The organism is Arthrobacter sp. Rue61a, from assembly GCF_000294695.2.
In the GTDB taxonomy this organism is placed as follows: Bacteria; Actinomycetota; Actinomycetes; order Actinomycetales; family Micrococcaceae; genus Arthrobacter; species Arthrobacter aurescens_A.
The window spans coordinates 2721801-2741854 of sequence record NC_018531.1; the positions used below are offsets into that span (position 1 = coordinate 2721801).

Here is a 20054-nt window from a genome sequence, read left to right on the forward strand (position 1 = left end):
TGTCCGTTCCGTCAGCTCTCGCGGTTCTTGACGGCGTCAACGATCCTGCGGACCGCCTCGGCCACGGGCACTCCATTGTCCTGGCTGCCGTCCCGGAAACGGAACGACACCGCACCTGCTTCCGCATCCTCGCCGCCGGCAATCAGGACGAACGGGATCTTGTCCTTGCTGGCTGTGCGGATCTTCTTGGGGAACCTGTCCGAGGAGATATCCACCTCGGCACGGATTCCGGCAGCCTTGAGCTGGCCGACGACGTCGAACATGTAGTCGTTGAACGTCTCGGCGACGGGGATGCCCACTACCTGTACAGGAGCGAGCCATGCAGGGAATGCCCCGGCGTAGTGCTCGGTGAGAACACCCATGAAGCGTTCCACGGAACCGAAAAGGGCCCGGTGGATCATGACGGGGCGTTGGCGCGTGCCGTCGGCAGCCTGGTATTCCAATTCGAAACGCTCGGGCAGGTTGAAGTCCAGCTGAATGGTGGACATTTGCCAGGTCCTGCCCAGAGCATCTTTTGCCTGAACGGAGATCTTGGGGCCGTAAAATGCTGCTCCACCCGGGTCCGGTACCAAGTGCAGACCAGAAGCCTCTGCGACCTCGGACAAAGTGCGTGTAGCTTCCTCCCAGGCGGCATCGTCACCAACGAACTTCTCTTCGTTCTTGGTGGAGAGCTCCAAGTAGAAGTCGTCCAGGCCGTAGTCCTTGAGCAGGCCAAGGACGAAGTTCAGGGTGGTGGTGAGCTCGTCCTTCATCTGCTCGCGGGTGCAGTAGATGTGGGCGTCATCCTGTGTCATGCCACGGACACGGGTCAGCCCGTGCACAACCCCGGACTTCTCGTAGCGGTACACCGAACCGAATTCAAAAAGGCGCAGCGGAAGTTCGCGGTAAGATCGGCCCCGGGAGCGGAAGATCAGGTTGTGCATGGGGCAGTTCATCGGCTTCAGGTAGTAATCCTGCGCAGGCTTCCGCACGCTGCCGTCTTCGTTGAATTCGGCGTCCACCTGCATCGCCGGGAACATGCCGTCCTTGTACCAGTCAAGGTGGCCTGAAACCTCGTAGAGGTGTCCCTTGGTGATGTGCGGGGTGTAGACGAACTCATAACCGGCGTCCACATGGCGTTGACGGGAGTAATCTTCCATTGCCTTGCGGATGATGCCGCCCTTGGGGTGGAACACAGGGAGGCCGGAGCCCAGCTCATCCGGGAAGGAGAAGAGGTCCAGTTCGACGCCGAGCTTGCGGTGATCGCGGCGCTCAGCTTCAGCTATGCGTTCCTGATATGCCTTGAGGGCTTCCTTGGTGGGCCACGCGGTGCCGTAAATGCGCTGCAACTGCTGGTTGTTCTGGTTGCCGAGCCAATATGCCGCAGATGAACGGGTCAACGCGAAAGCGTTGGAGATGATTTTGGTGTTCTGCAGGTGCGGTCCGCGGCAAAGATCGCACCAGATGCTCTCGCCGCTCTTGCGATCCACATTGTCGTAGATCGTGATGTCGCCCGCGCCGACCTCGACATTGACGCCTTCAGCCGCGTCGCTTGCGTCGTTCTTCTTGCCCAACAGCTCCAGCTTGTAGGGCTCGTTGGCCATCGCTTCGCGGGCTTCTTCTTCGGTGACTACACGGCGAACGAACTTCTGGTTCTGGTTGATGATCTTTTGCATCATCTTTTCCAGCGTGCGCAGGTCTTCCGGGGTGAACGGATCAGCGACGTCGAAGTCGAAGTAGAAGCCGTCAGTGATGTACGGGCCGATGCCGAGCTTGGCCTCGGGGCGCAACTGCTGGACGGCCTGCGCCATGACGTGCGCTGTGGAGTGGCGGAGAACGTTGAGTCCATCAGGGGAATCGATGGTGACGCCCTCGACGTCTGCACCCTCGGTGAGGACTTGGTCAAGGTCCTTGAGTACACCATTGACACGGGCTACAACGACGTCGCGGCGCTCGAAGAAGAGTTCCGCGCCGGTAGTCCCTTCCGTCACCTTGGTCTCTTCGCCATCGACGATGAGGGTGATCTGTTGGGCATCTGACACGGGTGTCTCCTATTCATAGTTAAGGCTTCATAGCTTGTGGCGTACGGGGACCACAGCCAGCCACCGTCAATCGTATCCGCTTCAGCGAAGGCGGCCAAAGCAGCGCGCCGGGGCCGGATTCGGCTGCCCGAGGAAGGATTCTGCTGCGCGTTCAGCTTCCCAGGCCAGTGATGGCGAGGTTCCTGGAGATGCCATGAAGGGGCCCGTGGTGGGTGTATTCATCCGGTAGACCAACTTCGGCAGGCAAGAGTTCGGAATATGGCAATGCTTCGGGCCGGCTGAGGTCCCATGCCTTGCTGGCACTCAGACTGATTCCCTTGGGACCGGTCCTTCTGGTGGTTCCACGAATCAACAGCATGCGGGTACCAAACAAGAGGGGCCCCGATTCTTCCTGGGCTTCATGGAAGAAGACAGAGTCAACACAACCTGTGCCGTCATCGATGCTGATGAAGACAACGCGCCGCCCGCCCCGCATGGGCGGGGTTTGTGTCGCTATCCGGACCCCCGCCACCAGGACTTCGGTCCCATTGCGCAGGCTGAGGAGTTTGTCAGCCGTAGTGACTCCCAACTTCTCCAACAGTGGCCGGTGGCTTTCCATCAAGTGCTCGCTGACATCCACAGCCATGAGATCGAGTTCCGCCCTGACGTTGTCCACCATTGTGGGCGCAGGCAGTTCCGGAGCCAGGTTCCGCAGTTCCACATCGCCCAAGGCAAACGCCAGTTGTCCCTCAATGACATCGGTGGCTTTTTTGGAAGGGTTGCTTTGGAGTGCTTGCAAGTGTTGTACGAGGTCGGCCCGGTTCGCTTTTCCACCGGAGTCTTTGTGCAAGGCATCAAAGGCGCCAAGTTGGGCCAGTCTTTTAATGTTTGGTTTACTCACCCTCGCCCGCGCCCGGAGGTCTGCCAGGGAATCGTACGGTTGCCCGGCCACGATCCGCTTCAGTTCTGCGCCTGATAGCCCATAGATCCCAGTGAGGCTCAAGCGGATTCCGAGCTTTCCATGATTGGTGCCTTGCTGGATTTTCTCCACCCGGTATTCAGCCTGGCTCCTGTTGATATCCAAAGGCAGGATGGGAATGCCTAGCCGGCGGGCTTCAGCAACGAGCAGTCGCTTGGGATACATCCCGGGATCGTGTTCCCACAGCCCGGCGAGGAAGGCCTCGGGGTGATGGGCCTTGAGCCAGGCAGACTGATATGTGGGCACAGCAAAGGCAGCACCGTGGGCTTTGCAAAAACCAAAACTGCCGAAGGCTTTCAGGGTTCCCCAGACCTTGTCCACCACTTCGGGACTGTATTTCTTGATCGCTTCCTTTCGGAAGTACTTCTCCACTCCCGGTTCCTGCACTTCGTCGCCCAGGGCCCGACGAAACTCGTCGGCCCTGTCCAAACCGCAATCGGTCATGACGTGGAAGGTCTTCAGGATCTGCTCATGGAAAACAGTCACCCCGTGTGTTTCCTGCAGGACTGGCTTGAGGTCCTGGTGGGGATATATCTCAGGAGCAAAGCCGTGCCGGTGTTCCAGGAAGGGTCGCACCATGTCGGATTTCATGGGTCCGGGCCTGAAAAGCGAGATGTCGATGATGAGGTCGTTGAATTCCCGGGGAGCCATCTTTCCAATGAGTTCCCGTTGTCCCGGCGATTCGATCTGGAAGCAACCAAGCGTGTGGGTACTGCGTATCAGCTCATAGGTGGGTTCGTCGTCGAAAGGTACGGCATTGAGGTCGATCCTGCCGTCAGGGGCAATGTAGTCAGGACCATCCCCGCCCGGCTCGATTGGATGCCTGCCTGCTGCCACCACTTCAGCTTTGGAAGGATGCAGCCGAATCACTTCCCGAACCGCAAAGGCCATGGCACTCTGCATGCGCACTCCCAGGACATCGAGTTTGAGCATGCCCATGGGATCCATGTCATGTTTGTCGAATTGACTCATGGGCAGGCCCAAGCCACTGGGCTGGACGGGTGTTCGATCCAGCAGTGTGGCATCTCCCAGAATCACTCCACAAGGATGCATGGAGATGTGCCGGGGAAGGCGATCCAGCCTTTCGGTAAGGTCAACCAACAGGTCCAGCTGTTGGTTCTCCTCCAAGGCTCCCCTTTCCACCCGCCCGGCAAAATCACGCAGCTCGGGCTTCTCAACCAAGGCCTCACGGAATTTGCGTGCAGAGAATCTCCACAGTTGCTTGGCGATCTCACCGACTTCATCGTCCGGCATCCCCAAGGCCATGCCGGCATCACGAACTGCACCACGTGCCCTGTAGCCGTTTTGCATGCTCATCAGGGTGACCCGTTCGGCCCCAAAGCGGTCAAAGATCTTTCGGTAGACGTTGTGCCTTTCAGCACTTTCCACATCAATATCAATGTCTGGAAGGGTGGACCGCCGGCCGGATAGGAAGCGTTCAAAGATGAGGTCATGGCGGATCGGATCAACCTGGCTGATATCGATCAAGTAGTTGACCAGGCTTGAGGCACCGGATCCCCTCGCGGCAACCCGGACCCCCATATCCAGGATCATCCGTGAAACTTCTGCCACGGTAAGGAAGTAGGAGGCAAAGCCAAGCCTGCCGATGATCCCGAGTTCGTGCTCCAACCGCGAGCGCAGGTGTTTTTCAGCATCTCCGTTGATGCCCGGGAACCTTCTGGTGATTCCGGCTTCGCAGCGTTGGGTGAGTTCAAGCATGGGGTCTGCGTCGATGCCGATGATGGAGGCCTCGGGGACTACGGGTTTTTTCCATCCCATATCGAGGACAGGATTGATGCGGCATTTGTCTGCGAGCGCTTCGGTGTTTGCGAGGAGTTTGGTGAGGTCGGCTTTTCCTTGGCCTGCGGCGTTCATGATTTCTTTACCGAGTTGGAGCATTTGCTGCGGTGTCTTCAGCCAGCCCTGCCCGGTTGGTTGGAGCATCCCGGTTGGTTGCAGCGGGGGTGCTGTTGAGAGTTCCGGGAGGGATTTGAGGGTGCGTGCGGAGTCGAGGACGTCTGCGGTGGCGGCGCCGTCCTGGGCGCAGTAGCGGACTGCGTTGCTGAGGATTGCGGGGATGTTGTATTCGAGGGCGAGTTTGAGCATGCGCACTGCGTGGGCTGTGCTGAGCGGCTCTCCCGGGGCGCTGAGGTGGGATACAACTTCGGCGACCATGGTGCCGGGGGGCATGGCGTCGATCCACTGTTTGAAGAGGGTTCTGGGCCTGAGGTATTTGCGGCCCCCCATGGCAAGGCCGACGTCGGAGTCGGGTCCTATCAGCACTGTCAGGACTGGTTTGAGGGTTTTGGGGTCAAGGGTTCTTGAGGCGAGTTCTCCCCGTGTGACTGCAGCAGGGACTGCTCCCCCGGCTTTTCCTGAGGTGCGTGCATGGGCGTCGGATATGAGGCGGCAGAGTGCCCTGTACCCGGCGCCGTTGTTGTTGCCGTGGGCGAGTACGACGACGCGGCCCCCGACTTGGGTGCGGTGGTCGCCGTCGTCGTCGAATACTGCCAGGTCCACCCCTACGACGGGGTCAATGCTTGCGTCCATGCATGCTTTGAGGTGTTTGATGGTGCCGTATAGGCCGTCCCTGTCTGTGCAGGCGAGCGCAGTGGCTCCGTTTGCTGCAGCTGTTTGGGCAAGTTCATCGGGCCAGGAGACGCCGTAGTGTGCGCTGAAGGCTGTGGAGACGTGCAGGTGGGTAAAGCTCAAGGTTCACGCTGCTTCTTCGGGTTCTTCGGCGCGTGCTGGTGCGGCGTCGTGGATGCGCAGGAGTCTCCAGCGTCCGCTGCCCACGTGCCGGACGAGGTCAAGGGTGATGGAATGGTTGGTTTCGGCGTCGGCTGCGGTGGGTAGGAGCTGTACACGCCAGATTTCGTGGTCGACCAATCCGGCGCCGGTCCCCAGTGGTGCGCGGTTCTCTTCAAGCCACCATTGGCGCCTTTCGTACCATCGGACCGGTTCATTGGTGACTGTGTACCGGGTGCCTTTCCAGCGGACTTCCTGTGGCTGGCCTGTGTCGGTGCAGATGACTCCGACAGACTCGCTGAACAGCCCCATATCCACACCTCTTTACGCCGGAAACCTTATTCGAAAGTATGTTCGAATAAATCCAGTTTACGCCGACGCCCCCACAAAACCTACTTCGAAGTTCCGGTCCTTTCCCGGGTTCGCGCTACGCTCTTGCCCACCTGCTTCAGCAGAGCGTCGCGCCATGGTTGTGCGCCCTGTGCGAGTGCCACGCTCCCCATGAGGGAAGAAGCCAGCCTGAGAAGTTGTGTTCGCATAACCCGCTTCCTGCCAAAGGCGGCGAGCGCTTCCTCCGTGGGCAGTTCATTCAGCAGGCCCCCCAGGGTCACCGCGTCGATGAGCGCTTCGCAGGCGCCCCTGCCCAGGTTGGGGGTCATTGCGTGAGCGGCATCCCCTACCAGCACGACGTTCCTACGTGCGTAGCGGCCGAGGGCCGGGGTGGTCCAGATGCGTTGCGCAAGCGATGTTTCGGGGCTGGCCAGGGCGAGGAGTTCCTTCACTGCGGGTGCGTGGTTGGCATAGCGGTCCCGGGTCACTTCAAGCGCCTCTGCGACGTCCACCTTGTCCGGGCCCAGGTCTGAGCGGAAGGAGGCGTACCAGTTGGTTCCACCTCCGGCAGGTGCCAGGCCGAAAATCTGACCGCGCCCCCAGTATTCACCTACGTCTTGAGGGGATGGGATTCCTGGAACGACGCCCCTGACGGCAAGGAACGGCGTTGGCCTGGCCGTACTTCGCCGGCCCCAAAAGTCCCGCCGAACAATGCTGTTGACTCCGTCGGCACCCACGGTCAACCCGGAATGGCCCGGCAGGCGATCCACTCTCCGCGCTACCCGGCGCACGGTAGCTGGTACCGCCGTGTCCAGCAGTCTCAGCAGTTCGGGGCGGGACACTCCTACCAGCCCTTCACCTTCCATGGACAGCAGGGCCTCTCCCGAGGGACGGCGAAGTGCGCCGGCTTTGATAATGGCTCCGCGACTCCGCACGGCCCCGAGTATCCCCAACTCAGCCAACGCCTGCTGGGCTTCCGGCCACATGGCCAAGGTAGTTCCAACGGACGGGAGTTCGGTCCGCTGCTCATACACGGTGACGTCGAACCGGCCGGGGTCGAGTCGTCCTGCGAGCGCCAACCCGGCGATTCCTCCACCAATGATGTCCACTTTTTCCATGGCCACACTGTACTACTACATTTGTAGTAGTGATAGGGGTTGAAGCTAGACTTTCGCCATGCCGGACCGCCGAACAGAACTTGCCGACGCTGCCCTTGCCGTGGTTGCTGCCAAAGGCCTCAAGGGACTCACCCACCGGGCCGTAGACGCCCACGCAGGCGTCGCCGTCGGAACCACCTCGAACTATTTCCGCAACCGGGCAGCACTGATGGGGGCCGCCGTCGACCGTGTTGAAGAACGGGACCGCCTCCTGCTCCAGCGCGGTGGAACGGAAATCCCGACGTCGGTAGCCGCCTTGGCGGAGCAGATCGCCGGAGCGGTCATGGGACTCGCGCATGAGAACGCCGAACTGACCCGAGCCAGGTTCGCCTTTGCCCTCGACCAGCCCGATGTTGTGGCAGCCGGGCATGAGCGGCTGGTATCGGCGTTGGCGCAACTGCTTGAAGCCATGGGCATAACTGAAGCAAGAGCCCGGGCCGAAGCAGTGTCCGACTACGGCGACGGCCTGGCCATGCACCTGCTGACCGCCCGCAAAGGCCAGGACATTGACGGCGCCACCGTAGCCAGAAGCCTCCGGCGCCTCCTGGAGGGATAAGGGTGAGGATGACACCCAAGGGGTGGACGGCAGCCGGTCCACAGAGCAGGATTGTGGAATGAGCACCAATGACGCACTCCTGAAGCAGGTCAACATCTCCGCCGAAGACGACAACCTCGTGGCACGGTTCGAAATCGATGGCAACATACCAGGCTCCGGCGCTTACGTCGTGGGCCTTGTTGCTGCAAGCGAGGACTATTCCTCACAGCGCAGGCTCGGCATCGAGTTCATGAACGGCGAGGCGATCTCGTTCTATTCCTTCAACCACTCCCTCAGTGCCGAGGAAAACTACGACATCAAGGGCGTGGAGCACTCCGGCAACGTCATCACGGGGAACTTCCCGATGTCTGCCATCCACGGGCTCAGCAAAGGCCACGTCATGACAGGCTTCAGCGAAGCCGACGGCCGGGAATTCCAATCCGGCGTGCCGGTTACCGAAGCCCTCTGACTCCTAGAAGAGACCTTCCACCGGTTCAATAAGTTCCGGCGAGTTGTTACGGACATTTCCGACGGCGGCCCCTACCGCGTCCAGCGTCCAACCGGCCGCCGCGTCGTGTGCCCTGGAACGGACCATGTCCACCAAGCCTTGGGCGTCCTTCTCCCTAGGATCCAACCACGCTTCCATCGTCTCAGTGCTCATGGGCAACGGAACCCGGTCATGGAGTGACGTAAGTTCGTCAAACACTGAGGCACTGCGCCTTGTTCGCGCCTCATCTGCTGTTGGGGTGTCGGCAGTCAGAATGGACATGGACAGCAACCAACGGCCCGGATCATCAGGGGATGCTGACTGGTCCCGCCACCACTCGTACAAGCCCGCGAAGACCAAACCCTGGCCGTCCCCCGGGTGCACATAGTACGGTTGCTTGTTCTTGCCCTCGCCCTTCTTCCATTCGTAGTAGCCATCCGCCGGAACCGCACAACGCCTGGCCACAGCGGCTTTCTTGAAGGACGGCTTCTCCAGCAACGTTTCACTGCGCGCGTTGATGAGCCTGGCACCACCTTTGGGGTCCTTGGCCCATGAGGGCACCAAACCCCACTTGGCTACGTGGAGCTGGCGTTTCACGTCCTCATCGATGAGCCTCTCCAACACGATGGGAACGGCATCCGTCGGGGCCACATTCCACGATTTTTCAAGGGCAATCTCGTTCTCAAGCTCAGCGTCGAAATCGGCGAGCAGGTCTCCCACCGCACGGGCCATCACATAACGTCCACACATGGCAACAGTCTGCCCTCTCCTCCAAGAACGCACCAGCGCACCATGTGACGTAACCCGGCTTCGCGGCCGAACGGGAATTATTCCGACGCGGGTTACCGTTGATAGCAACGAACCATCCCGCGCAAACGACCAACACTGAGGAGAGCTCTGTGGACTTCACTCCCGACTCCGGCACCATCACCATGTTCTCGACCACCTGGTGCGGCTACTGCAACCGCCTTAAGAAGCAGCTGGACGCCAAGGGCATCGGCTACACCGAGATCAACATCGAAGAAGTGGATGGCACCGCCGAACTCGTCGAGCAGCTCAACGGAGGCAACCGCACCGTCCCCACCGTGCTCTTCCCTGACGGAACTGCGGCCACCAACCCCTCAGCCGCCGAGGTCGAGAACCGCTTGGCCGCATAGCCTCCCACACTGCCGCTGTTGGGCCCGCACGGAACAATCCACGCACTGTCTGCCACCTGTGATAGACAGAATGGGAATCCGTAGCGGGCCCTGCTTCATTAAGGGGCCTGCTCTCCTAGAGCCCGAAGGGAACATCTCCATGGTCCACGCAGTCAAAGGTGTCGTCGTCCGCTCCAAAGGCGCACCCGCAACCCTAGAAACCATCCTGGTTCCCGAACCCGGACCCGGCGAAGCCCTGGTGGACATTCTCACCAGCGGCGTATGCCACACCGACCTCCACTACAAACTCGGCGGAATCAGCGACGACTTCCCGTTCCTGCTCGGCCACGAAGCCACCGGCGTCGTCAGCGCAGTCGGCCCTGACGTTACCGACGTCGCCCCCGGCGACCGCGTCGTCCTCAACTGGCGCGCAGTGTGCGGCAACTGTCGCGCCTGCAACCGCGGCCAAGCCCAGTACTGCTTCAACACCCACAACGCCACCCAAAAAATGACGCTCGAAGACGGCACGGAACTGTCACCTGCCCTTGGAATCGGCGCGTTCATCGAAAAGACCCTGGTGGCCGCGGGGCAATGCACCAAGGTAGACCCCGATGCCGATGCCGCCGCCGTCGGACTGCTCGGCTGCGGCGTCATGGCAGGTTTGGGAGCCGCGCTCAACACCGGCGGGGTCAAACGAGGAGACTCTGTTGCCGTCATCGGCTGTGGCGGCGTGGGCGTAGCAGCCATCGCCGGTGCCGCGCTCGCCGGCGCCACCACCATCATCGCCGTCGACATCGACGCAAAGAAGCTCGAGCGCGCCAAAGAACTCGGCGCGACACACACCGTGGATTCATCCGCTGGCGACCCCGTCGAAGAAATCCGGGCCCTGACAGGCGGCTTCGGCGCAGACGTGGTGATTGACGCCGTCGGACGTCCCGAAACATACAAGCAGGCCTTCTACGCCCGCGACCTCGCAGGAACCGTTGTCCTGGTGGGCGTACCCACCCCGGAGATGACCCTGGAACTGCCACTGCTGGACGTCTTCGGCCGCGGGGGTTCCCTCAAGTCCTCCTGGTACGGCGACTGCCTGCCCTCCCGTGACTTCCCCATGCTGGTGGACCTCTACAAACAGGGCAAGCTGGACCTGGACGCGTTCGTGACGGAGCGCATCACCATCAACCAGGTAGAAGATGCCTTCGACAAAATGCACCAGGGCGCCGTCCTGCGATCGGTGGTAGAGCTGTGAGCACCGGCAACATCACCATCGACCGCGTCGTCACCTCAGGGACATTCTCCCTCGACGGCGGAACCTGGGACGTGGACAACAACGTCTGGATCATCGGCGACGACTCCGAATGCATCGTCATCGACCCCGCCCACAACCCCGAAGCCATTCGCGAGGCAGTTGGCGGCCGTACGGTCAAAGCCATCTTGCTAACCCACGGCCATGACGACCACATCAGTTCCGCGGGCGCGTTTTGCGAGCTCGTCAAAGCTCCCATCCATCTGCACCAGGACGACTGGATGCTGTGGCGGGCAGTGTTCCCCGAAATCGACCCCGATGTGGCAATCGTTGACGGAGACGAGTTCACCGTTGCCGACGCAACACTGAAAGCGATCCACACTCCCGGTCACTCACCAGGGTCCGTCTCATTCCACTTGCCCAGCAAAGAAACACTGTTCAGCGGGGACACGCTCTTCCAGGGCGGACCCGGCGCGACGGGCCGCTCGTACAGCGACTTCCCCACCATCATCGAGTCCATCAGGACCAAGCTCCTCCCACTGCCTGAGGAAACCGTGGTCCTCACCGGACACGGTGATTCAACCACCATCAGCGCAGAGAAGCCGCATCTGGATGAATGGATTGCACGGGGCCACTAAGTACCCATCGCAGCCAGGTCCGCGGCATCACCCGCGATGGCCGGCTGCCGTTTCGTACACCGGGGCGGCAGCCGGCTCAAGCCGGATCATGACAGACTTCGAGGCCGGAGTGTTGCTCTCCTCGGCCGTAGAATCCAACGGCACAAGGACGTTCGCCTCCGGGTAGTACGCAGCGGCGCAGCCCCGTGCACTGGGATAGGAGACCAAACGCAACTGGGGCAAGACACGGTCCACACCGTCGTCGGCCTCGCTGTGAACGTCCACGTAACCGCCGTCCTCGAAACCCAACTCGGCCAGGTCCGATGGATTCACCAGGAGGACCATGCGGCCTTTCTTTATGCCCCGGTAGCGATCATTCAAGGTGTACGTGGTGGTGTTGAACTGATCATGTGACCGGATCGTCTGGAGAAGCAGGCGGCCCCGCGGAATCACAATGGTTTCAAGCTCGTTGACGGAGAACATGGCCTTGCCCGTTGCTGTGGGGAATGTCCTGCTGTCCCTTGGCCCGTGAGGCAAGACGAAGCCATCCTCCTCGCGGATGCGGGCATTGAAATCCTCAAACCCCGGCACGACGCGGGATATGTGATCCCGGATGGCGTCATAGTTGCGTCCCAGCCCGGCCCAGTCAACCGGCACTTTATCGCCCAGGACAGCTTGGGCCATGCGGCTGACGATGGCCACTTCGGACAAGACGTTCGGGGCTATGGGTTCCAGCGGACCCATTGAGCGATGCACCGCACAAACGGTGTCCTCCACGGTGACAAACTGCTTTACGCCGCCCTGTCTGTCGATCTCCGTCCGCCCCAACGTTGGCAGGATCAGGGCCTGCTCACCAACCACCACATGAGACCGGTTCAGTTTCGTTGAGATTTGGACTGATAATCGGGTTTTCCTTAATGCCGCTTCAGCCACCGTGGTGTCTGAAATCGCGTGCACCAAGTTGCCGCCCAACGCGATCAGGACTTTGATCCCGCCATCCCGCATGCCCTTGATGCTGTCCACAGCGTCGACGCCAGGATTCCGTGGCGGATCAAATCCGAACTCCCGCTGGATTGCCTCCAGGAACCGTGGCGGCATCTTCTCCCAAATGCCCATGGTCCGGTCACCTTGAACGTTGCTGTGTCCACGGATGGGGCACGGCCCTGCACCGGGTTTGCCGATGTTGCCGCGCAACAGAAGCAGGTTGATGATCTCCTTGATGGTGGGGACAGCTTTCTTATGCTGCGTGATGCCCATGGCCCACGTGATGATGACTTTTTCAGCGCGGAGGTACCTGGCGGCCAAATCATCGATGTCCGCGCTGGTGAGCCCTGTCGCGGTAAGGACATCGCGTTCGTTCAGCGTGGCCAGATGGGCCGCGAACCCGACGAAGCCTTGGCAATGCTCATCAATGAACGTGCGGTCCAGCACTGTTCCGGGGGCAGCCCTCTCGGCGTCCAGGACACGCTTGGACAGAGCCTGCAACAGTGCCATGTCCCCGGCAAGGCGGATCTGCAGGTACTGGTCCGCCAGGTCGGTGCCTTTGCCCACCAAACCACGGGGACGTTGTGGGTTCCGAAAATTAATCAGCCCGGCTTCAGGCAAGGGATTCACGGCCACGATCCCGGCGCCTGCTTCCTTCGCTTCCTCCAGGGCTGTGAGCATCCGGGGATGGCACGTTCCCGGGTTCTGACCCATGATGATGATCAGGTCAGCCTGGGCAAAGTCCGCATAGGTGATGGCTGACTTTCCGACTCCGACGGTCGCTCCCATGGCGACACCCGTGGATTCGTGGCACATGTTGGAACAGTCGGGAAGGTTATTGGTTCCGTACGCCCGCACGAAAAGTTGATAAAGGAACGCGGCCTCGTTGCTTGTTCTTCCGCTCGTATAGAACGTCGCGTGGTCCGGGTTCTCAAGACCGTTCAGCTCGCGGGCCACTACTTCGAATGCCCGGTCCCAACTGACAGGAACATAATGATCGGACCCTGCAGCCTTAAAGACCGGCTCCACCAACCTGCCTTGCTGACCAAGCCAATACTCAGACTTGGACTCCAAGGCACTCAAGGTGTTTTCGGCCCAGAACTGCGTGGGAATTTTGAGTGGTTCAGCTTCCCAGCCGATGGCCTTGGCACCGTTCTCGCAAAATTCAGCCGCTTTACGTTCCGGCGGGTCAGGCCAGGCGCAACTCATGCAATCGAAACCGTCTTTTTGATTGACGGCCCGCAGTGTCTTCCATGCCCGGGAGGGGCCCATGTCAGCCATGGCATGCGGAAGTGTTTCGCTCAGACTTGGCAATCCCGCGGCGGATCTCTTGGGCGCGCTGACGCTGATGTCTACGTCAGAGTCCTCAATAGGGCGCTTTCTCCGGCTCATTGTTCTACCGCGATCCGCGTGCTCGGGATACCTGTCTACCTCAGACTAAACCCGGGCACCTACACGCTCAACGGAGCTGTGGCGACTAGCCCAGCAGAGTCCGGAAGTCGCCGTCGACGATGTCTGCGTAGCCACGGTAAGCCTCAATCACGGCATCCTCCACAGTAGTGACATCCAGATGCGGCAGCAGGTCATTCGCGGCACCGGCAGTCGCGGTGTCCCACTCGAGACCGAGCGCGGCATAACTCGCCGTCAGGACGTCGCGGATGGGCTTGGAGTCCTCCACCACGATCACTGAGCTGAAAAGCCACCCTCCGGAGACCACACGCTGGGCCGTGCCGATGAGCTTTATGCTGTGGGCAGGGAAATCGGGGTCTTCGCCGTGGACACTGAACTCCCCCGGGCAGTACTCCCCTGGAATTTCGCCTACTGCGGCGTGGACGCCGACGCTGCGAAGCGCGCCGGCCAGGAGCTCACCAAATTCCGCGAAACGGGCTTTGGCGCGTACTATCGCGTCCGGGTGCGGCTCAATATGATCGATCACCAAGGTTCCTTGGTGATATGCCGCGGCGCGGCCCCCGGCCTTCCGGATGAGTGGCTCGAAACCGAGCTCCCGGCACGCTTCCTCGGCTGCGTGAAAACCAGGCAAATTCGCGTCGCGTTGACCGAAAGCAACCGTAGGCTGGGGACGGTACAGGCGCAGACACGGGCCGAGATTTCCGTTGCGGGCACGCTGGAGAAGCTCCAGAGCGAAATCAAGGTCTCCCGCCGCGCCCATGGTTTCTTTCTGGCGGTAAACCGTTAGCCAGCGCGGCCCTGCTTCCGAGTCGCTCATCAACTCTTCCTCAACGTCAGGATCTGTTCAGCCCGGCCGAAGGGTCCGTGGACATCATGAAGCACGGTGGATGTCAGGCCTATGCCGTCGGCTCCGAAGGAGACCTTATTGTCCAGCCCCAACCATTCACCCGACGGAGCGCGATACATGTGGATCTGAAGATCGACGTTAGGAAAAATGTAGCTGTTTTCACCCGGGGGAACGCGGGCCGCTATGCCGTTCGCGGTATCCACCAAGCCCATCAGGCGGGCAAGCTCAGTGCTGTCGTCCTGGTCGGTCAGCGGGTGGGACGTCCGTATCCACACCTTCCCTGATCCGGGGCGGTGTCCCTCCGCGAGTCGCATCTCCAAGGAGCGAATGTAACCCCCGGGCCACACACTTGCGCCATCCCACGGCTTGCATTCGTCCGGGGCCGGCATGGGCTCGTCTTCCACTGCGGATACGGCGCTGGTGTCACTGGTGACCATGCGCCAGGCGGCAGCACGGATGGCCACACGGCCTCCCGCTGAAAGCTCTGCCTGGATAAGTTCAATGGTTCGTCCCGGCCTGAGTGTCGAGGTGGTGACCTGGAAATCCCCGCCGGGAATCAGCCCGAGGATTTCGTAGCTGATCCGCGCCAGGCGGACATCGTTCCGTGGTTCATGGCGGACCAGGGCATCGGCGATGATGCCCGAGGCTGGAGCCATGTGTTGTTCGTGGGGATTCCACGCGCCTTGGGCGTGGATGGTGGACCGGTAGCGGCCCTCGCCCAGGGATTCGTAGTAAAAATCGCCGTCTGCCAGTTCCGGTAATGCAGTAGTCAACCCAGGCCTTTCGCCGATCCAGCTGTAGAACTCAGACCACTGTATCCGCTGATTTGGCCTTCGCCCGACGCCGTTGGAACACGACAACCCAGACAACGACGGCCACCAGGGCCGCGACTCCCACCGCAGCCCCGATCGGTGATGCCGCTGCTACCGCCAACCACGCCTCCAGAGCAGCCAGACCAATGGTGGCGTAGAGCAATGCCCAGATGACAGAACCCGCCACCGCCGCGGGCAAGTAACGTCGGAGCGGCATGCGGGCAGCACCGGCCGCAAGGTTGATGGCCGTTTGGAGGCCAATGGTCAGGAAGGCGAGAACGACGGCGTACGGTCCCCAGCGCTGAATCAAGGCCTGGGCCCGGGCTGCTTTGGGTCGTTCCAAAGAACCACCGAAGCGGGTGTGCGCGAATCCGGCAACGGCTCCCCGCCCGATCCAGTAGGTGACATTGACGCGGATCATGACAATCGCGAAGAGCGCCGCGAGTGCGACGCCGAAAGGCAAACTCATGATCTGATCCACTCGACTTAGGCTACCCTAAGCATCACGCCGGTGAAGACTCGGTCCCCTCGACGGCCATGGCGAACCCCGAGCCAGTGGAAACCCTAGGATAAGTCCATGGACCTCCGCGACGCCGCCCAGGAGCTGTACGCCGTAACACCTCGTGATTTCACGGCAGAACGAGCCGCGCAGGTTCGCAAAGCGAAGGATGCCGGCCACAAAGACCTGGCCAAAGAGATCGGCAGCCTGCCCAAGCCGGCCGCCGGTGCATGGGCCATCAACATGCTGGCCGTTCACAAGCCCGAGGTGATTGACGGCGTCGTACGCTTTGGCGTTTCGCTTCGGACCGCCCAAGAGCAGGGCGACGCGGCAGCGTTCCGTGAACTCGGGCAGCAACGCCAAGGCCAACTGACAACCGCCGTGAATGCAGCCAAGGACCTCGCTTCCGAAATGGGAGCTCCAATCAGTGCAGCCGCGGCGGCCGACGTTGAGCAGACACTCAGGGCAGCCATGGCCGACGCCGGGGCCGCTGCCGCCGTAGGAACGGGCAGGCTGGTGCGGGGGCTCAGTGGCAGCGGCTTCGAGGCAGTGGACCTTACAGCTGCCATCGCTGCGGCAGGTCCTGAGGACGAGGCGGGCCCCGAAGAAACGGCGAACTCAAGCGAAAAGGCCGCCCAACCAACGCCTGGGAGGACCACAAAGAAGGCGTCCTCTGCAACGGCCCGGGAATCGTCCCCGCCGAAAACGAAGACACGCAAGGATGAAGCCACGTCCCTGGCGGACCGACGCGCAGCCAAGCAACAGGCCGCACTGAAAGAGGCCCGCAGCGAATTCGAGGCAGCCGAGCAAGCGGCCAAGGAAGCAGACGAAGCAGCGTCCAAAGCGTGGGGCGCCGTCAAAGAACTGGCCGACCGCCGAACAAACCTCACATCAGAGATCGAGGAAGCAAAGAAGCATCTGGCCGCCCTTGAAGCCGAACTCATCGGTATTACCCGTGACGTGGAGTCCGCCGAATCGGCCAAGAAGCTCGCGGTCAGGGCAGCCACACAGGAGCGCCGCGCCGCGGACCAAGCCCAACGGCGCGTCGATCGGCTCAGCTAATCCTTCTTCTTGACCGGCGACTTTTGCAGGTGATGCGTCGCGGGTCCTTCAAGGTACTTTCCCTCCGGCGTGAAACGCGAACCGTGCAAGGGACAGTCCCACGACTTTTCGGCGTCGTTCCAGCTCACAATTCCACCCAGGTGCGCGCAGCTCGCCGAAACCATGCAGACGTTGCCGTCCACAGTGGACACTGCCGCTGGTTCACCCTTATACAGCCCCACCACGCCGGCTCCTTCTGCGGGACGGGTCTGATCTGTGATTTCAGGGTTTGCCTTGATTCTCACCCTGTCCTCGACCATCCGTTTGGTGGTACCCGCGTTGAGGCGAACAGCCTGGAGCGCGCCCAAGGGCGAAGTAACCCGGTGATGAATGACGCTCGCCCAGTCGGACTGGCCGCCCAGGATATCCGAGGTGACGGACAGGGCGGCCGCCACGCCGTTGCTCATCCCCCACTTGTTGTAGCCCGTGCCGAAGAAGATCCGTCCGTGGCCGCGGGGAAGCTTGCCGAAGAACGGCATCAGGTTGGTGGCCTGGTAGTCCTGCGCTGACCACGTGTGGGTGACCTCTGCTCCGGGGTAATGCTGGGTTGCCCATCCGAGCAGGTCATCGAGGTGCGACTTCGGCGAGGTTGCGCGGCCGGCCGTATGCCCGTAACCGCCCACCAAGAGCAGCTCGCCGTCCGTGGTGGGATGGGTCCGCTGGGAGCGGGTAGGCGCGTCAATGGACAGGTACATGCCTTGCGGAATGCTGCCCGGAACGCGCAGGGCCGCCGCATACGAACGGTTGGGTTCCAACTTGGCGAAGTACAGCCCACGGTCTAAAATCGGTGTTCCCGTGGCAAGCACTACGGTGTCTGCCGTGAACGTGCCTTTGCGGGTGGAGACCTCCAAGGGCTGCTCAGAGCCCACATTCTGAACCTGCACCCCCTCCACAATCAGCCCGCCGTGTTCCCGGATATCGCTGGCCAGGGTCTCAAGGACATCCATGGGGTGGATCTGCGCTTGGTCTTCCAGCTCCAGCGCCTCCACTACCGGGAACGGCAATCCGGGATCACGGCTGAAATGGACATCCAAACCCGCGTCCCGCGAAACTGCGGCCTCTTTCCGGAGCCGCTGGCCGCCGTCGTCGGTGGTTGCGAAGGTGACCGCGGTCCTGCGCTGAAAGGGGACGCCTTGCTGCTCCATGTACTGCGTGAGCCAGGCTTGTCCCGTCTTGTTGGCTTCCACGTAGGCCTGCACCACCTTAAGGGGATACTGGCCGCGCAAGGCCGAAAGCGCTCCACCTTGGAGGAGGCTGAGCTTCCCGGTGGTGTTGCCGGTGGTCACCGCACCGAGAGTCCGTGCTTCAAAGACCACCACGCGCTGCCCGGACCGGGACAAGAGCAACGCTGCCACCATTCCGGTGAGGCCGGCGCCCACCACAATCGTGTCAAAGTGCTTCTCATCGGGGATTGCGTCGGGCGTGAAATGAGATGTGCGGTCCAACCATAGCGACTTCATCGAACAATCTGCCTCTCAATTCACTGGCATGTGTTGAGGGAAACGCTAGGCGGGTCGCTGGTGCTTATCAAGGGGTGTCGGTGCTTGTCGCCAGCGCCGCTGCATACCGAAGTTCGGGGTCAGGATCGTCAGCCCAGCGCTCCAGGACGCGTTCAGCGCGTTCCTTCGCGAGCCCCGCCAGTTGCGCCATGAGCGGGCGAACGACATCTTTGGCGAGCGGGTCTACCAGCTCCCGGGGTGCCGGCCTGCCTCATGAAGCCTTCAATACGGGTGAGGTCAGTGTTAAGCAGGACGCTTACTTTGCTCTGCAGCAGAACCACCGCCGCAAGCCGCCGTTCAAAGATCGGCTCGGCCCACAGCTCCGAGCTCAAGGCAGTAACGTCGTCGTGGTCCAGATTCTTGTACCGCTTCAGTGCGTCCCGCACCGTTCCCCGCACGGCCCCCACCGATGCCCCGTACACCTTCAGGCTCCCGCCCAGGCGCTCACTGGCCTCCGCAGCTTTCTCCCACGTGGATTCCATCTGCAAGGTGTGGTCCACGAATTCACCGGCTTCACTCACCCGTCTATTTTGTCAGTGACTCCCCCTAGCGTGATGACAACAGCAACCGACAGGAGCAACATGCCGTCCCAAGAGCTCGCCACCGAGGCCTCATTTCCTGGCGTCCCCGCTGCTTCGTCCATGCCCGACTGGTATCCCACCTTGCTCAACACGGTGGCTCAGGAGGTCCGCGTCGGCAGGACCCGGGCGCTGGCAGCCGCAAACAGCGAGCTGTTGAATTCCTACTGGAGCATCGGCCGGCAGCTCGCCGACCGTGAATCCGAGCAAGGTTGGGGCGCCAAAGTAGTCACCCGATTGTCCGCCGACATCCGGACACGGTTCCCGGAAGCGAAGGGTTTCTCCCCCAGAAACCTGAGGTACATGAAGAGCTTCGCCCAAGCATGGCCGGACTTCCCCATGTTGCAAGCGCCGCTTGCAACATTGCCTTGGTACCACCAGATCGCACTGCTGGAAAAGCTCGACGACGCCGCCACGCGACTTTGGTACGCCGCGGCGGCTGCCCAGCACGGATGGTCGCGCAACGTGCTGACGCACCAGATTTCAACGCGCTTGCACGAGCGATCAGGGCAGGCCATCACCAACTTTGCCGCCACAATGGTCGCTGCGGATTCGGACCTCGCGCAGCAGGCAACCAAGGACCCCTACGTCTTTGACTTTCTGTCCATGAGTGATCGGCACACAGAACGGGACCTGGAGTTGCAGCTGGTGAAGCATGTGGAGAAATTCCTGTTGGAGCTGGGCCAAGGTTTCGCCTTTGTTGGTGAGCAAGTGCGGTTGGAGATTGCGGGGGACGAGTTCTTCGCGGACCTGCTCTTCTACCACCTGAAATTGCGCTGCTACATGGTGATTGAGCTCAAGGCCGTCAAGTTCGAGCCTGGATTCCTCGGGCAACTTGGCATGTACATGGCCGCCGTGGACGATCTCATGGCCCACCCTGACGACAAACCCACCATCGGCCTGCTGTTGTGCAAGGAGAAGAACAGCGTGGTAGCGGAGTATGCACTGCGCGGGTTTAACGCTCCCGTGGGCATCGCGGAGTGGAAAACTTCCCTTGCCGACTCCTTGCCCGATGAGCTGGTGGCGAGCCTGCCGAGTATCGAGACCTTGGAAGCGGAGTTGGCAAGTGAGGCTGCGCGGCTACAGGGCTAA

18 protein-coding genes are annotated in these 20054 nt (G+C 61.3%); 7 read left to right on the plus strand and 11 right to left on the minus strand.

What is annotated here, in order from left to right; translation table 11 throughout:
* Positions 1 to 11 precede the first annotated feature (11 nt).
* The 4 genes from thrS to ARUE_RS12345 form a co-directional block, all read right to left on the minus strand.
* The gene (gene thrS, locus ARUE_RS12330) at positions 12 to 2021 is read right to left on the minus strand and encodes a threonine--tRNA ligase (protein ID WP_011774991.1); all 2010 of its coding nucleotides are present in this window, start codon (positions 2019 to 2021) and stop codon (positions 12 to 14) included.
* 151 nt (positions 2022 to 2172) lie between these two features.
* Positions 2173 to 5691 carry a DNA polymerase III subunit alpha gene (locus ARUE_RS12335; RefSeq protein WP_014921995.1) on the minus strand — a complete coding sequence of 1173 codons (3519 nt, stop codon included), beginning with the start codon at positions 5689 to 5691 and terminating at the stop codon, positions 2173 to 2175.
* A gap of 3 nt (positions 5692 to 5694) precedes the next feature.
* On the minus strand, positions 5695 to 6039 hold the full coding sequence (locus ARUE_RS12340) for a DUF6504 family protein (RefSeq protein ID WP_014921996.1): 345 nt from the start codon (positions 6037 to 6039) through the stop codon (positions 5695 to 5697).
* An 80-nt stretch (positions 6040 to 6119) separates the two neighbouring features.
* Positions 6120 to 7181: an FAD-dependent monooxygenase gene (locus ARUE_RS12345; protein ID WP_014921997.1), complete on the minus strand. Its 1062-nt coding sequence runs from the start codon at positions 7179 to 7181 to the stop codon at positions 6120 to 6122.
* A gap of 52 nt (positions 7182 to 7233) precedes the next feature.
* On the opposite strand from ARUE_RS12345, the gene ARUE_RS12350 reads away from it, so the two are divergent.
* Together ARUE_RS12350 and ARUE_RS12355 are read left to right on the plus strand one after the other, a co-directional pair.
* The gene (locus ARUE_RS12350; protein WP_014921998.1) at positions 7234 to 7770 is read left to right on the plus strand and encodes a TetR/AcrR family transcriptional regulator; all 537 of its coding nucleotides are present in this window, start codon (positions 7234 to 7236) and stop codon (positions 7768 to 7770) included.
* 58 nt (positions 7771 to 7828) lie between these two features.
* The gene (locus tag ARUE_RS12355; protein ID WP_014921999.1) at positions 7829 to 8218 is read left to right on the plus strand and encodes a hypothetical protein; all 390 of its coding nucleotides are present in this window, start codon (positions 7829 to 7831) and stop codon (positions 8216 to 8218) included.
* A 3-nt stretch (positions 8219 to 8221) separates the two neighbouring features.
* Here the strand turns inward: ARUE_RS12355 and ARUE_RS12360 are convergent, their stop codons facing one another.
* A complete protein-coding gene (locus ARUE_RS12360; RefSeq protein WP_187329879.1) occupies positions 8222 to 8986 on the minus strand; it encodes an SOS response-associated peptidase in 765 nt (254 codons plus the stop codon).
* Positions 8987 to 9135: 149 nt separating this feature from the next.
* Here ARUE_RS12360 and ARUE_RS12365 point away from each other — a divergent pair, with 149 nt between their 5' ends.
* The 3 genes from ARUE_RS12365 (at position 9136) to ARUE_RS12375 (ending at position 11253) form a co-directional block, all read left to right on the plus strand.
* Positions 9136 to 9393 carry a mycoredoxin gene (locus ARUE_RS12365; protein ID WP_014922000.1) on the plus strand — a complete coding sequence of 86 codons (258 nt, stop codon included), beginning with the start codon at positions 9136 to 9138 and terminating at the stop codon, positions 9391 to 9393.
* Between the two features lie 139 nt (positions 9394 to 9532).
* A complete protein-coding gene (locus tag ARUE_RS12370) occupies positions 9533 to 10618 on the plus strand; it encodes an S-(hydroxymethyl)mycothiol dehydrogenase (protein ID WP_043470339.1) in 1086 nt (361 codons plus the stop codon).
* Complete coding sequence (locus tag ARUE_RS12375) at positions 10615 to 11253, plus strand: MBL fold metallo-hydrolase (protein WP_011774999.1); 639 nt, start codon at positions 10615 to 10617, stop codon at positions 11251 to 11253. Before ARUE_RS12370 ends, ARUE_RS12375 begins: the two co-directional genes overlap by 4 nt.
* Before the next feature lie 27 nt (positions 11254 to 11280).
* Here the strand turns inward: ARUE_RS12375 and ARUE_RS12380 are convergent, their stop codons facing one another.
* From ARUE_RS12380 to ARUE_RS12395, 4 genes are all read right to left on the minus strand, one after another.
* Positions 11281 to 13608 carry an FdhF/YdeP family oxidoreductase gene (locus ARUE_RS12380; RefSeq protein ID WP_014922001.1) on the minus strand — a complete coding sequence of 776 codons (2328 nt, stop codon included), beginning with the start codon at positions 13606 to 13608 and terminating at the stop codon, positions 11281 to 11283.
* Between the two features lie 85 nt (positions 13609 to 13693).
* Positions 13694 to 14443, minus strand: coding sequence for a lipoate--protein ligase family protein (locus ARUE_RS12385; RefSeq protein WP_014922002.1), 750 nt, complete (start codon positions 14441 to 14443; stop codon positions 13694 to 13696).
* Positions 14443 to 15246: a thioesterase family protein gene (locus ARUE_RS12390; protein WP_014922003.1), complete on the minus strand. Its 804-nt coding sequence runs from the start codon at positions 15244 to 15246 to the stop codon at positions 14443 to 14445. Before ARUE_RS12390 ends, ARUE_RS12385 begins: the two co-directional genes overlap by 1 nt.
* A 31-nt stretch (positions 15247 to 15277) precedes the next feature.
* Positions 15278 to 15766 carry a DedA family protein gene (locus tag ARUE_RS12395; protein ID WP_011775003.1) on the minus strand — a complete coding sequence of 163 codons (489 nt, stop codon included), beginning with the start codon at positions 15764 to 15766 and terminating at the stop codon, positions 15278 to 15280.
* 96 nt (positions 15767 to 15862) lie between these two features.
* Here ARUE_RS12395 and ARUE_RS12400 point away from each other — a divergent pair, with 96 nt between their 5' ends.
* Entirely contained in the window at positions 15863 to 16846 is a 984-nt protein-coding gene (locus tag ARUE_RS12400) for a hypothetical protein (protein WP_014922004.1), read from the plus strand.
* On the opposite strand, the gene ARUE_RS12405 is transcribed toward ARUE_RS12400, so the two are convergent.
* The gene (locus ARUE_RS12405; RefSeq protein ID WP_014922005.1) at positions 16843 to 18345 is read right to left on the minus strand and encodes an FAD-dependent oxidoreductase; all 1503 of its coding nucleotides are present in this window, start codon (positions 18343 to 18345) and stop codon (positions 16843 to 16845) included. The genes ARUE_RS12400 and ARUE_RS12405 overlap by 4 nt on opposite strands.
* A gap of 152 nt (positions 18346 to 18497) precedes the next feature.
* Positions 18498 to 18905 carry a DNA alkylation repair protein gene (locus ARUE_RS12410; protein ID WP_014922006.1) on the minus strand — a complete coding sequence of 136 codons (408 nt, stop codon included), beginning with the start codon at positions 18903 to 18905 and terminating at the stop codon, positions 18498 to 18500.
* A gap of 60 nt (positions 18906 to 18965) precedes the next feature.
* On the opposite strand from ARUE_RS12410, the gene ARUE_RS12415 reads away from it, so the two are divergent.
* Entirely contained in the window at positions 18966 to 20054 is a 1089-nt protein-coding gene (locus ARUE_RS12415; protein ID WP_043470341.1) for a PDDEXK nuclease domain-containing protein, read from the plus strand.